The sequence below is a fragment of the Frigoribacterium sp. VKM Ac-2836 genome (assembly GCF_013248995.1).
In the GTDB taxonomy this organism is placed as follows: domain Bacteria; phylum Actinomycetota; class Actinomycetes; order Actinomycetales; family Microbacteriaceae; genus Frigoribacterium.
In genome coordinates this window covers 756,513-769,370 of the sequence record NZ_JABRPK010000001.1, presented here as the reverse complement: position 1 = coordinate 769,370, position 12,858 = coordinate 756,513, and the positions used below count along the sequence as shown (strand labels likewise).

At 67.1% G+C, this 12,858-nt stretch carries 15 protein-coding genes; 1 reads left to right on the top strand and 14 read right to left on the bottom strand.

The window, feature by feature from the left end; genetic code table 11:
* Positions 1 to 30 precede the first annotated feature (30 nt).
* Positions 31 to 594: a methylated-DNA--[protein]-cysteine S-methyltransferase gene (locus HRF36_RS03620; protein ID WP_173206310.1), complete on the top strand. Its 564-nt coding sequence runs from the start codon at positions 31 to 33 to the stop codon at positions 592 to 594.
* Between the two features lie 31 nt (positions 595 to 625).
* Here the strand turns inward: HRF36_RS03620 and HRF36_RS03615 are convergent, their stop codons facing one another.
* The 14 genes from HRF36_RS03615 to prfA all read right to left on the bottom strand — a co-directional run bounded on the left by HRF36_RS03615 (position 626) and on the right by prfA (position 12,856).
* The gene (locus HRF36_RS03615; protein WP_173206307.1) at positions 626 to 1,381 is read right to left on the bottom strand and encodes a YaaA family protein; all 756 of its coding nucleotides are present in this window, start codon (positions 1,379 to 1,381) and stop codon (positions 626 to 628) included.
* Between the two features lie 28 nt (positions 1,382 to 1,409).
* Complete coding sequence (locus tag HRF36_RS03610) at positions 1,410 to 1,670, bottom strand: F0F1 ATP synthase subunit epsilon (protein ID WP_173206304.1); 261 nt, start codon at positions 1,668 to 1,670, stop codon at positions 1,410 to 1,412.
* A 2-nt stretch (positions 1,671 to 1,672) separates the two neighbouring features.
* Positions 1,673 to 3,133, bottom strand: a complete 1,461-nt coding sequence (gene atpD, locus HRF36_RS03605) for a F0F1 ATP synthase subunit beta (protein WP_173206301.1) — start codon at positions 3,131 to 3,133, stop codon at positions 1,673 to 1,675.
* A gap of 41 nt (positions 3,134 to 3,174) precedes the next feature.
* Positions 3,175 to 4,074, bottom strand: a complete 900-nt coding sequence (locus HRF36_RS03600) for a F0F1 ATP synthase subunit gamma (protein WP_173206298.1) — start codon at positions 4,072 to 4,074, stop codon at positions 3,175 to 3,177.
* A gap of 44 nt (positions 4,075 to 4,118) precedes the next feature.
* Positions 4,119 to 5,756 (bottom strand): F0F1 ATP synthase subunit alpha, encoded by a 1,638-nt coding sequence (gene atpA / locus HRF36_RS03595; protein ID WP_173206294.1) that lies wholly within the window; start codon positions 5,754 to 5,756, stop codon positions 4,119 to 4,121.
* Positions 5,757 to 5,815: 59 nt separating this feature from the next.
* On the bottom strand, positions 5,816 to 6,610 hold the full coding sequence (locus tag HRF36_RS03590; protein ID WP_173206291.1) for a F0F1 ATP synthase subunit delta: 795 nt from the start codon (positions 6,608 to 6,610) through the stop codon (positions 5,816 to 5,818).
* Positions 6,611 to 6,612: 2 nt separating this feature from the next.
* Positions 6,613 to 7,173, bottom strand: coding sequence for a F0F1 ATP synthase subunit B (locus tag HRF36_RS03585; RefSeq protein ID WP_173206288.1), 561 nt, complete (start codon positions 7,171 to 7,173; stop codon positions 6,613 to 6,615).
* A 20-nt stretch (positions 7,174 to 7,193) separates the two neighbouring features.
* The gene (gene atpE, locus HRF36_RS03580) at positions 7,194 to 7,427 is read right to left on the bottom strand and encodes an ATP synthase F0 subunit C (RefSeq protein ID WP_043594505.1); all 234 of its coding nucleotides are present in this window, start codon (positions 7,425 to 7,427) and stop codon (positions 7,194 to 7,196) included.
* 54 nt (positions 7,428 to 7,481) lie between these two features.
* Positions 7,482 to 8,288 carry a F0F1 ATP synthase subunit A gene (gene atpB, locus HRF36_RS03575; protein WP_173206285.1) on the bottom strand — a complete coding sequence of 269 codons (807 nt, stop codon included), beginning with the start codon at positions 8,286 to 8,288 and terminating at the stop codon, positions 7,482 to 7,484.
* A gap of 182 nt (positions 8,289 to 8,470) precedes the next feature.
* Positions 8,471 to 8,896, bottom strand: a complete 426-nt coding sequence (locus HRF36_RS03570) for a hypothetical protein (protein WP_173206282.1) — start codon at positions 8,894 to 8,896, stop codon at positions 8,471 to 8,473.
* Positions 8,893 to 10,173 carry an MraY family glycosyltransferase gene (locus tag HRF36_RS03565; protein ID WP_173206279.1) on the bottom strand — a complete coding sequence of 427 codons (1,281 nt, stop codon included), beginning with the start codon at positions 10,171 to 10,173 and terminating at the stop codon, positions 8,893 to 8,895. The genes HRF36_RS03570 and HRF36_RS03565 overlap by 4 nt, the downstream gene beginning before the upstream one ends.
* Positions 10,170 to 10,847 carry an L-threonylcarbamoyladenylate synthase gene (locus HRF36_RS03560; protein WP_173206276.1) on the bottom strand — a complete coding sequence of 226 codons (678 nt, stop codon included), beginning with the start codon at positions 10,845 to 10,847 and terminating at the stop codon, positions 10,170 to 10,172. The genes HRF36_RS03565 and HRF36_RS03560 overlap by 4 nt, the downstream gene beginning before the upstream one ends.
* A 39-nt stretch (positions 10,848 to 10,886) precedes the next feature.
* Positions 10,887 to 11,777, bottom strand: a complete 891-nt coding sequence (gene prmC, locus HRF36_RS03555; RefSeq protein ID WP_371739989.1) for a peptide chain release factor N(5)-glutamine methyltransferase — start codon at positions 11,775 to 11,777, stop codon at positions 10,887 to 10,889.
* A complete protein-coding gene (gene prfA, locus HRF36_RS03550; protein ID WP_173206271.1) occupies positions 11,774 to 12,856 on the bottom strand; it encodes a peptide chain release factor 1 in 1,083 nt (360 codons plus the stop codon). Before prfA ends, prmC begins: the two co-directional genes overlap by 4 nt.
* Between the last annotated feature and the right edge of the window lie 2 nt (positions 12,857 to 12,858).

Genomic DNA, 12,858 nt, shown 5'->3' with positions numbered 1-12,858 from the left:
CGGACCCGACACCGGCCCTAGCGTGACGCCATGACCGCCCTCGTCCTCGTGCCCCCGTTGCCGCCAGGCCGAGCCGGCGACGACGACGACCCACCGGGACTGGTGCGGCTCGACTCCCCCGTCGGGCGCATCGAGATCGTCAGCCGTCACTTCGCCGTCGAGAGCCTCGCCATCGAACGCGGCGGCATGCTTCCGCACGACGACCAGCCCGAACGTCCCGACAGCCTGCTCGACGCCGCCCGACGGCAGGTCGAGGGGTACTTCGGCGGAGTGCGCACCCGCTTCGACCTGCCGTTCCGCCTGGTCGGTTCGAGCTTCCAACGGTCGGTCTGGGCCGGTCTGCTCGAGGTCGAGTGGGGTCGGGCCACGACGTACGGACGCCTCGGCGGGGTCCTCGGCAATCCGCGGGCGGGAAGAGCCGTCGGTGGCGCGGTCGCAGCGAACCCGCTGCCCCTGCTCGTGCCGTGCCACCGTGTCCTCGGCCGCACGGGCGGCGTCACCGGGTACACCGTGGGTGCGGGGGTCGAGACGAAGAAGTGGCTGCTGCGGCACGAAGGCATCGCATTCCGGGACGGTCCCGTGCCCATCGACTGAGCGATGGACGACGACCGGCGTACGCCCGACGTCAGGCCGACGCCTGGAGGACGGATTCGGCGACGAGAACGGTCTCGGCACCTGGCTCGACGACGAAACCGCGCCCGCGGGCCCAGTCCACGAGGTCGTCCACGTCGAGCAAATCCGGGCGATCCGTCAAGAGAGCGCGGACGAACAACCCCTTGCTCTTCTTGTTGAAGTGGTTGAGGGCCCGACGACGGTCCCCCGCGTCCGAGACGACGCGCACGTACGTCGAGCGGACACCGGCCGGCCCGAGGCCGACGTATCCCTCTGATCGGAGGTCGACGACGGGTTCGTCCACGGTGGCCAACACGGCCGAGACCGGATCACGCCAGAGCTTCTTCAGGGAGGTCCCCGGGAGCTTCGAGTCATGGGAGAGTCGGTACGCGGGGATCTCGTCGCCTGCCCTCACCAGGCCGAACAGCGCAGAGTGGACGACCACATGACGATCGGCCCAGTCCCACGCCTCGGCATCGAGGCTTGCCACATCGAGGGGATCGAAGAGGACGCCCGTGTACCGCGCCAGGGCCCGCATCGTGGGCGACTCCGTCACCCTCTGGTTGCGCTCGACCTCGTGGACCTGCGTGGGTCCGAGTTTGAGCGCCTGAACCGCAGACGGCATGTCGGCCGACAGCTCACCGAGGAGGGCCAAGGAGGTGCGGCGCGGCGCCTCGAGCGCAGCGAACGACAGCGCGGCCACGTCGAGCCGTGAACCGACGCTGCCCCCGTCGAGTTTGGTCTCGGACGGGGGCAGCAGGAACAGCATCGATCTCGGTGGCGCGGAGGACTGGTCGTCAGTTGAGCTGCACGTTGCGCGCGACGACCGTCACGGTGTCGTTCTCGACGGAGAGGAAGCCGTCGTCTGCGGTGGCCTCGACGGTGGTGCCGTCGGACAACCGGACCCTGACCTGACCTGAAGCCAGGATGGCCAGGATCGGCTCGTGGCCGGGGAGGATGCCGATCTCACCCTCGGCGGTGCGAGCGACGATCGACGACGCCTCGCCCGACCACACTTCGTGATCGGCCGAGACGACGCTGACAGAGAGAGCAGCCACGATCAGCCGTTCTCCTTCTGGATCTGAGCCCACTTCTCTTCGACGTCCGAGATGGAGCCGACGTTGAAGAACGCCTGCGTGGCGACGTGGTCGAACTCGCCGTCCGCGATGGCGGTGAAGGACTCGATGGTGTCCTTCAGAGGGACCGTCGACCCCTCGACGCCGGTGAACTTCTTCGCCATGTAGGTGTTCTGCGAGAGGAACTGCTGGATGCGACGAGCGCGCGACACCGTGATCTTGTCCTCTTCGGACAACTCGTCGACACCGAGGATCGCAATGATCTCTTGCAGTTCTTTGTTCTTCTGCAGGATCGCCTTGACCCGGATCGCCGTGTCGTAGTGCGCCTGACCCAGGTACCGGGGGTCGAGGATGCGGCTGGTCGAGGTCAGGGGGTCGATCGCGGGGTAAAGACCCTGCGAAGCGATCTCGCGGGACAGCTCGGTGGTCGCGTCCAGGTGGGCGAACGTCGTCGCCGGGGCCGGGTCGGTGTAGTCGTCGGCGGGCACGTAGATGGCCTGCAACGAGGTGATCGAGTGACCACGCGTCGAGGTGATGCGCTCTTGGAGCACACCCATCTCGTCGGCGAGGTTCGGCTGGTAGCCGACGGCCGAAGGCATGCGACCCAACAAGGTCGAGACCTCGGAACCGGCCTGCGTGAAGCGGAAGATGTTGTCGATGAACAGCAGCACGTCCTGCTTCTGCACGTCACGGAAGTACTCGGCCATGGTGAGGGCCGAGAGCGCGACGCGGAGGCGGGTTCCCGGCGGCTCATCCATCTGGCCGAAGACCAAGGCGGTCTTGTCGAAGACACCCGCCTCGTCCATCTCGGCGATGAGGTCGTTGCCCTCACGGGTACGCTCCCCGACGCCTGCGAACACCGACACACCGCCGTGGTCCTGAGCCACACGCTGGATCATCTCTTGGATGAGGACGGTCTTGCCGACACCGGCACCACCGAACAGGCCGATCTTGCCACCTTGGACGTAAGGCGTGAGGAGGTCGATCGACTTGATGCCCGTCTCGAACAGCTGGGTCTTCGACTCGAGCTGGTCGAACTGCGGGGGCTTGCGGTGGATCGGCCAGCGCTCGGTGATCTCCACCGTCTCGCCGGGCTCGAGGTTGAGGATCTCACCCGTGACGCTGAAGACCTTGCCCTTGGTGACGTCACCGACGGGGACCGAGATCGGTGCACCGGTGTCGATGACTTCCTGCCCGCGGACGATGCCGTCCGTGGGCTTGAGCGCGATGGCACGGACGAGGTCGTCGCCGAGGTGCTGGGCGACCTCGAGCGTGATCTGCGTGGTGGTGTCACCGATGGTGATCTTGGTGGTCAGCGCGTTGTAGACGCCGGGGATGGCATCGTGCGGGAACTCGATGTCGACGACGGGGCCCGTGACCCGGGCGATGCGCCCGACGCCGGGAGCCGACTCGGTCGCGACCGGAGCGGTTGCGGTGTCAGTCATGGCTACTCTCTCTTCGGATGATGATGCTGTGGTGCAGAGCTCTACTTGGCCGACCCGAGGGCGTCTGCGCCGCCCACGATCTCGGAGATCTGCTGCGTGATCTCGGCCTGACGCGCGTTGTTGGCCAGACGGGTGAAGTCGCGGATGAGGGTGTCGGCGTTGTCGCTGGCAGCCTTCATGGCCTTCTGACGGGCAGCGTGCTCGGAAGCCGCCGACTGCAGCATGGCGTTGAAGATGCGACTCTCGATGTAGACCGGAAGCAGGGCGTCGAGCACCTCGTTCGGATCGGGCTCGAAGTCGTACAGCGGAAGGACTTCGTCCTCGCCCGGCTCTTCGATGCCTTCGACGACCTCAAGGGGAAGCAGGCGCACGACCTCGGGAACCTGGCTGACCATGTTCACGAAGCGGTTGTAGACAATGTGGATCTCGTCGACGCCGCCCTCGGACGCCTCGGTGAGGAACTTCGACACGACCGCGTCGCCGATCTCTTTCGCCGTGGCGAACTCGGGCTGGTCGGTGTTTCCCGTCCACACCTGCTCGGAGTCACGGCGACGGAACGCGAAGTACCCCTGGGCCTTCCGGCCGACGAGATAGTAGACGACCTCTTTGCCTTGGCTTCTGAGCAGTTGCGCCAGCTGCTCGCTCTCTTTCAGCGCGTTCGAGCTGAACGCACCGTTGAGGCCACGGTCGGACGTGAACACGACGATCGCCGCACGCTCGACCGTCTCGGGCTCGGTGGTCAGCACGTGGTCGACGTCCGAGAACGTCGCCACGGCCGACACCGCGCGCGTGATGGCCCGCGAGTACGGGCCCGAGGCCTTCATCCGGGCCTGCGCCTTCTGGATGCGCGAGGCCGAGATGAGCTCCATCGCGCGAGTGACCTTCTTGGTCGTCTGCGCAGAGCGGATCCTCTGCCGGTAGACCCGGAGTTGGGCTCCCATTACTCTCCTGTTGTCTCGTCAGTCGTGAACGTCGAACGGGCGCGTCAGCGCTTCGTCTTGACGATCTTCTCCTGGTTGACGTCGTCGGCGTCGGTGGCCTGGAATTCTTCGCGCCCCACGGAGGCGAGCGGCTTGCCCTCACCGGTCTGGAACTCCTGCTTGAACGAGTCGATGCCGCTCTCGAGGGCTGCGACGATCTCGTCACTGAGGACGTTCTTCTCCCGCAGGTCGGACAGCACGGACGTGTTGCGACCCATGTAGTCGAGGAGTTCACGCTCGAAACGCAGGATGTCCGGGACGGGGACCTCGTCGAGCTTGCCGTTCGTGCCGGCCCAGATCGACACGACCTGGTCCTCGACGGGGTACGGCGAGTACTGAGGCTGCTTGAGCAACTCGGTCAGACGGGCACCGCGCGCGAGCTGACGGCGGCTCGCGGCGTCGAGGTCGGACGCGAACATCGCGAAGGCCTCGAGTGAGCGGTACTGCGCGAGTTCGAGCTTCAACGTGCCCGAGACCTTCTTGATCGACTTGACCTGGGCGTCACCGCCGACGCGCGACACCGAGATGCCGACGTCGACCGCGGGACGCTGGTTGGCGTTGAAGAGGTCGGACTGCAAGAAGATCTGGCCGTCGGTGATCGAGATCACGTTGGTCGGGATGTACGCCGAGACGTCGTTTGCCTTGGTCTCGATGATGGGCAGACCCGTCATCGAGCCGGCACCCAGCTCGTCGGACAGCTTCGCGCAACGCTCGAGCAGACGCGAGTGCAGGTAGAAGACGTCACCGGGGTAGGCCTCGCGTCCCGGCGGACGACGCAGGAGAAGCGAGACCGCACGGTAGGCCTCGGCCTGCTTCGACAGGTCGTCGAAGATGATCAAAACGTGCTTGCCGCTGTACATCCAGTGCTGGCCGATGGCCGAACCGGTGTACGGAGCGAGGTACTTGAAGCCGGCGGGGTCCGAGGCGGGAGCGGCGACGATGGTCGTGTACTCCATGGCACCGGCCTCTTCGAGGGCACCCTTGACCGAGGCGATCGTCGAGCCCTTCTGACCGATGGCGACGTAGATGCAGCGGACCTGCTTGTTCTCGTCGCCGGACTCCCAGTTGGCCTTCTGGTTGATGATCGTGTCGATCGCGATGGCCGTCTTACCGGTCTGACGGTCGCCGATGATGAGCTGACGCTGGCCACGCCCGACGGGGATCATGGCGTCGATGGCCTTGATGCCGGTCTGCATCGGTTCGTGGACGGACTTGCGCTGCATGACGCCGGGCGCCTGGAGTTCGAGAGCGCGACGGCCCTCGGTCGCGATGTCTCCGAGACCGTCGATGGGAGCACCCAACGGGTCGACGACGCGACCGAGGTAGCCGTCGCCGACGGGGACGGAGAGGACCTCACCCGTGCGGGTGACCTCCATGCCTTCTTCGATGCCCGAGAACTCGCCGAGAACGATGGCGCCGATCTCGTCTTCGTCGAGGTTCTGGGCCAGGCCCTGCGTTCCGTCCGCGAAGCGGATGAGCTCGTTGGCCATGACGCCGGGGAGCCCCTCGACGTGGGCGATGCCGTCCGCTGCGTCCGTGACGTGGCCGACCTCGGTGGTCGAGGCCTTCGAGGGCTCGTACGACGAGACGAAGTCCTTCAGCGCGTCGCGAATCTCATCCGGGCTGATCTTGATGTCTGCCATTGTGATTCCTATTCGTAGCGAGGCTTCGGGAGGCCTCGAGTCTGTGTGTGAGAGCGTGACTAGCCGGCGAGCTGCAGGCGGAGCAGGCTGAGCTTGGTCGCGACGGTGCCGTCGATGACCTCGTCGCCGACCTGAACGCGGAGCCCGCCGACGACGACCGGGTCGACGACCTGGTTGATGCGCAGGCTACGCCCGAACTGCTTGGCCAAGCCGTGCTGCAGTCGTGCCACGTGCGCCTCGTCGAGGTGCACGGCACTCGTGACGGTGGCGACGAGCTGGTCGGACTGGTCCGCGACGATGTCGGCTGCGTGACGCAGCAATTCTCCGATGCGGCGACCGCGAGGCTGTCGCACCAGGTGCATGACGATCGTGACCGTCTGTCGGCTGGCCTTGCCCCCGAGCAGTCGCTCGACCAGGGCCGCCTTCGCGGTCGGGTCGCCCAACTTGGAGCCGATGGCCAGTTCGAGCTGGGAGTCGGTGCGGACGGCGGCGTCGAACGCGAACAATTCGTTCTCGATGCCGCTGTCGGCAGGTGCCGTCGAGGCGATCGCCCGGAAGGCCACCTCTTCGATGCCGGCGAGGAGATCGTCGGACGACGACCAGCGGCTGCCCACGACCGACACGAGCAGAGCCCGTGCCGACTCGGAGAACGACCCGAAGAGCCGGTCGAGCAACTGCTTCTTGGTCGCGACGTCGACGGCGGGGTCGGCGAGGTACGACTGCAGCTGAACGGATCCGCCGATGACCCGGCCGGCGTCGAGCAGCTGCTCACCCGTCGCCAGGTCGACCGACCCGCCGAGGTCGGCCAGGACCGACCGCGCCGAACCGAGTGCCTCTCGGGACATGGAACCCATGGTCAGCTGCCCGCCTTAGCGTTCTCGTCGGCCTCGAGGTCGGCCAGGAAGCGGTCGACCACGGCCGAGGCCTTGGCGTCGTCGCTGAGCGACTCACCGATGACGCCCGACGCGAGGTCGATGGCCAGCGAGCCGACCTCGGACCGCAGCGACGCGACGGCAGCCTGTCGCTCGGCCTCGATCTGCGCATGGGCGGAGGCGGTGATGCGGTCGGCATCGGCCTGTGCCTGCTGCTTGAGCTCAGCGATGATCTCGTTGCCTTCGGCGCGCGCAGCCTCACGGATGCGGGCGGCCTCGGCACGGGCGTCGGCCAGCTGCTTCTTGTATTCGTCGAGGGCCTTGGCAGCCTCGGCCTGTGCGGCCTCGGCGTGCTTGATGCCACCTTCGATGCGCTCGGCACGCTCGTCGAGGATCTTGCTGAACTTGGGGATCGCGAAGAGCCCGAAGAACGCAGCGATGACCACGAAGACGACCAAGGACCAGAGGATGTCGTAATCAGCGGGGAAGAAGATGGCGGCCCCCTGGGGCGCACCACCCTCGGCCGCGAGGATCGTCTCGATCATCGGTGTGTGGTCCTAACTGATCAGGAGAAGATGAAGCCGGCGGCGAGGCCGATGAAGCCCAGCAGCTCGGTGAACGCGATGCCGAGGAACATCGTGACCTGGAGGCGACCGGCCAGCTCGGGCTGGCGAGCCATGGCCTCGACGGTCTTGCCCGCGACGATGCCGATACCGATGCCGGGGCCGATCGCAGCGAGGCCGTAGCCGACGGTCGCGATGTTGCCGTTGATCTCAGCGAGGATCGTGGTGGTGTCCACTTGTGTTTCCTTCCGGTTGGGCGATGCTCGTCGGATGACGTGCGTCGTCTGTATTTAGTGTTCTTTCGCCGCGGCCTGTTGGATGTAGACCGAGGCGAGGAGCGTGAAGACGTAGGCCTGCAGCACGGCGACGGCCATCTCGACGATGGTCATCACGAAGCCACCGATGAGGGTGAGCGCACCGAAGGCCATGAAGCCCCCGCTCATGCTGAAGAAGAAGAAGTGCGTCGCTGCGAAGCAGAGCACCAGCAACAGGTGGCCGACCATCATGTTCAGAAGGAGTCGCAGGGCGAGCGAGATCGGCCGGACGATGAAGATGTTGATGAACTCGATGGGGGTCAGCAAGATGTACATGACCCACGGCACACCGGGCGGGAACAATGCGTTGCGGAAGAAGGTCGCCCCGCCCGCCTCGCGGAAGCCCGCGTAGATGAACATGATGTACGCGACGACGGCCAGCAAGAGCGGCATCGCGATGACCGAGGTGCCCGCGATGTTGAGGCCGGGAATGATACCCGTGATGTTCATGGCGAAGATGCCGAAGAACATGGCCGCCAGAAGAGGAAGGTATTTGCGTCCGAGCTTCTCGCCGAGGATCTCCTCGACGATCTGGATTCGGACGAAGTCGAGGCCCAGCTCGGCGATGCTCTGCCCACGGGACGGGATGAGCCGTCCCTTGCGCAGGGCCAGCCAGAACAGCAGCAACATGACGGCGATCGCGAAAAGACGGACCAGCATGATGCGGTTCAGCTCGAAGGGGGTGCCCTCGAAGAAGATGGCGGGAGGGAAGAACTCGTCAAGAGTCGGGGCGTGGAATCCCCCGTCCCCGTGGCCGGCTTCGGCAGCGGAGAGCAGGTTCACAGCGTTCGCTATCAGCGCTATCTCCTGTGTCGGGGCGAGCACCCTGAAGTGTCGCGACGATTGGTGGGGTTTGTCATCCGTGCACGCTAGAGACGCGGCCGGGGAACGTCGTCAACCCTATCAAGGTAATGGTTGCTTGCACGAATCGGTCGAGGTATTTTCACCGTGTGCACGCATGGGCGTCAGTCCTGGGGTGCAGGCGGCAACGTCGCGTCGCTGACGTACGAGAGCCGGCCCCGCACGACCACCAGTGCGTCGACGGCGAGGGTGCCGATGATCGAGACGACCAGGGCCAGGAACAACACGACGTCGTTCACGAACGGGTGGTCGCGCAACACGACGAGCAGCACGATGAAGATGATCAGCTTGAGCAACCATGCGCCCATCACGATGCCGAAGAACGCCCCGAGGGTGAACCGGATGGCCACCAACATGCTGGCCGCCGTGATCGCGGCGAAGAGGATCGCGAGGCCGACCCCGACGAGGGCGCTCCAGAGACCGTCGGGGCCTGCGAAGAGGTAGCCGAGCCCGCCTCCGACCACAGCGATGACGAGGGCGAGCACGCCCGTGTACTTCAAGATCTGGGTGAAGATCGAGCCGGCGTTCATGGGTGGTCCTTTGGGTTCGTCAGTTCGGGCACGGCGGCCTGGGCCGCTGTGTCGGTGTCGTGCGGGTCGAGGGCGTCTGCGGCGGCGTCCAGCGGGTCGAACCGGTCGGACTCCGTCGCAGAGAGTTCGCCCGTTCGCGTCGTCTGGACGGCGATCTCGACCTTCTTGCGGCGGCTGAGGGGAGACAACGTGGCGGCGGTGCAGGCGACCAGTCCGACACCGAGGAACACCGCCACCAGATAGGTGGGCTTCACGAAGAGGAACATCAGGCCGCCGACGGCCGCCACGAGGGTCCAGGCGTAGAAGATCAGGACGGCCTGGAAGTGTGAGTGCCCCATGTCGAGAAGACGGTGGTGCAGGTGTTTGCGGTCGGCGGTGAACGGGGACTTGCCGGCGCTGAGTCGACGGAGGACCGCGAGACCGAAGTCGAGCAGCGGGACGATCAGGATGGCGAAGGGCAGCACGATGGGGATGAACGCGGGCAGCAGGGCGGTCCGGGAGATGCCGGCCGGGTCGATCTGGCCGGTGACCGAGATCGCACTGGTGGCCATGACGAGGCCGGTGAGCAGGGCGCCTGCGTCACCCATGAAGAGTTTGGCCGGGTGCCAGTTCAGCGGCAGGAAGCCGAGGCAGGCCCCGATGAGCACGGCGGAGAGCAGCGCCGCGAGATTGAAGTACTCGGTCTGGCCGATGGTGAGCGAGATGACGAAGCTGTAGACGAAGAAGACACCGTTCGCGATGATGGCCACCCCGGCCACGAGACCGTCGAGACCGTCGATGAAGTTGACGGCGTTCATCACCAGGACGATGGTGAGGACGGTGAGCACGAGCGACATGTAGGGCGACCCGATGGCCAGGCTGCCGCCGATGGGCAGCGAGACGAGTTGCACGCCCTGCCACGCCAGCACTCCGGCGGCGATGATCTGCCCTGCCAGCTTGGTCATCCAGTCGAGGTCGTACAGGTCGTCGACGACGCCGATGACGACGATGATGGTGGCGGCGCCGATGATGGCCAACGGGGGGCCCGCGTCGGCGAAGACGAGACGGAAGTAGTCGACGCCCGAGATGAGGGGGAAGACGAACCAGGCGGCGAGGAGCGCGACGACGATGCCGGCCCACATCGCGATTCCCCCGAGGCGCGGCGTCGGCGTCTGGTGGACGTCACGTTCTCGGATCGAGGGATAGAGGCGGTACTTGAGCCCCACGCGCCAGACGACGACGGACAGGACGAAGCTGACCGCGGCCGAGATCGCCAGCGCCAGGAGGTAGTACCTCACGCGAGCGCGTCGACCCCGACGACGCGGGTGATGTCGGCGTCGGAGAGGACGCCGTGGCGCACGATGCGCAACACCCCGTCGGCGCCGCCCGTGGCATCGACGATGGTCGAACCCGTGTTGGCGCCGGCCCGGTGTTCGTAGGAGGTGCCCACGGGGCCGTCGTCGAGGTAGACCGACACCGAGTCGCCCAGCATGCGACGTGCGTCACCCGCCGACTCGGCAGCGGGACGGCCGGTCAGGTTGGCGCTCGAGACCGCGAGCGGGCCGGTCTCTTCGAGCAATTCGAGGGCGATGCGGTGACTGGGCACACGCAGGGCGACGGTGCCCCGGGTCTCGCCGAGGTCCCAGCTCAGGGACGCCTGCGCACGGAAGATCACCGTGAGCGGCCCGGGCCAGAACTCGTCGAGCAACGGACGGACGACGTCGGGCACGCGGTCGGTGAGGGCGGCGAGCGTCTCTTGTCCCTTGATGAGCACGGGAGGCGGTGACTGACGTCCGCGCCCCTTCGCATCGAGCAGCCGTTGAACGGCTGCCGGGTCGAACGCGTCGGCCGCGACGCCGTACACCGTGTCGGTCGGCAGGACGACGAGCTCGCCGCGCCCGATGGCGCCGCGCGCCATGCGCATGCCGGCGAGGAGTTCGGAGTCGACGGAGCAGTCGTGAAAAGTGGCCATGACGTGACGATGATAGTGCGACGGACCGGGAATACCCGGTCAGCGCACCGCCGTCGTCGCCCGGTCCCGACCGGTGAGGTCGGGATGCGTGGCCGGGGAGCGCCAACCGTCGGCCGTCAGGAGGTCGCGGATCGCGCCTCCTTGGAGCTCACCGTGCTCGATGACGAGCACTCCCCCGGGGCGGAGCAGTCGTCGGGCCGTCAGGGACAGGGCGCGGACGAGGTCGAGGCCGTCCACACCGCCGTAGAGCGCGAGCGCAGGATCGTGGAGGCGCACCTCGGGATCGCGAGGGACCATGCCGGTCGGCACGTACGGCGGGTTCGACACCACGACCGAGACGGTGCCGTCGAGTTCGGGCACCGCGTCGGAGAGGTCGCCCTCCACCAGCCGCACGTTCTCGGCCCCGACCGAGACGATGTTGCGGCGTGTCCACACGGCGGCGTCCGGGGAGAGCTCGACCGCGACCACCGACGCCGAGGGCACCTCGGAGGCCATCGCCAACGCCAGGGCCCCACTGCCCGTGCCGAGGTCGACTGCCACCGGTGACGAGTCGGGCACGGCACGCAGCGCGTCGATGGCCAGCTGTGCGACACCCTCGGTCTCGGGCCGCGGCACGAAGACACCGGGCCCCACGTGCAGCTCGAGACGGCGGAAGGACGCGCGCCCGGTGATGTGTTGGAGGGGCTCGCGGGAGGCGCGGCGCACGATCGCCGCGACCAGCGCCTCGTGTTCGTCCACCGTCAAGGGTGCCGAGGTGACGGCCCGCGCGCGAACCACTCCCCTGTCCAGGCCGGTGACGTGACCGAGCAGCAGTTCGGCGTCGACGGTGGGCGACGGCACCCCCGCATCGGCGAGGACGGCCGACGCCACCCGGAGGGCGGCGTCGACCGTCGTCGCACCGTCGAAGGCAGCGGCGATCGCGTCGGTCACGACGCGGTGTCGCCGATCTCGGCGAGACGTGCCTCTTCGTCGGCCTGGATGCACGACTCGACCACCGGGTCGAGCGCGCCGTCCATGACCGCGTCGAGGTTGTACGCCTTGTAGCCGGTGCGGTGGTCGGCGATGCGGTTCTCGGGGAAGTTGTAGGTACGGATGCGCTCCGACCGGTCCATGCCCCGGATCTGGCTCTTGCGGGCGTCCGACGCGATGGCCGCCTGCTCTTCTTGCTGCCGGGCCAGGATGCGCGCCCGCAGGACGCGCATGCCGGCCTCGCGGTTCTGCAGCTGGCTCTTCTCGTTCTGCATCGCGACCACGATGCCCGTGGGCAGGTGGGTGATGCGGACGGCGGAGTCGGTCGTGTTGACCGACTGGCCGCCGGGGCCGCTGGACCGGTAGACGTCGATCTTGAGGTCGTTCTGGTTGATGTCGACCTCTTCGGGCTCGTCGACCTCGGGGAACACGAGCACGCCCGTGGTCGAGGTGTGGATGCGCCCCTGCGACTCGGTCGCCGGCACCCGCTGCACGCGGTGGACGCCACCCTCGTACTTGAGGTGCGCCCAGACGCCCTGCGAGGGGTCGGACGCGTTCGACTTGAGCGCGACCTGCACGTTCTTGTAACCGCCGAGGTCGGAGTCGTCGCTCGCGATCATCTCGGACTTCCAGCCCTTGGACTCGGCGTAGTGCAGGTACATGCGCAGGAGGTCGGCCGCGAACAGGGCGCTCTCGGCACCGCCTTCGCCGCCCTTGATCTCCATGATCACGTCGCGTCCGTCGTCCGGGTCACGCGGGATCAGGAGGCGCCTCAGTCGCTCCTGGGTCTCGTCGAGCGCCTGCTCGAGGGCGGGCACCTCGTCGGCGAACGCCTCGTCCTCTTTCGCGAGTTCCCGCGCGGCCTCGAGATCTTCGCCCGCCTGCTGCCACGCCGAGTGAGCAGCCACGATGCGGCTGAGCTCGGCGTAGCGGCGGTTGATCTTCTTGGCACGCGCGGCGTCGGCGTGGACGGCCGGATCGCTGAGCTGCGTCTGCAGGTCGTCGTGCTCGGCCAGCAGCACGGCCACCGACTCGAACACGC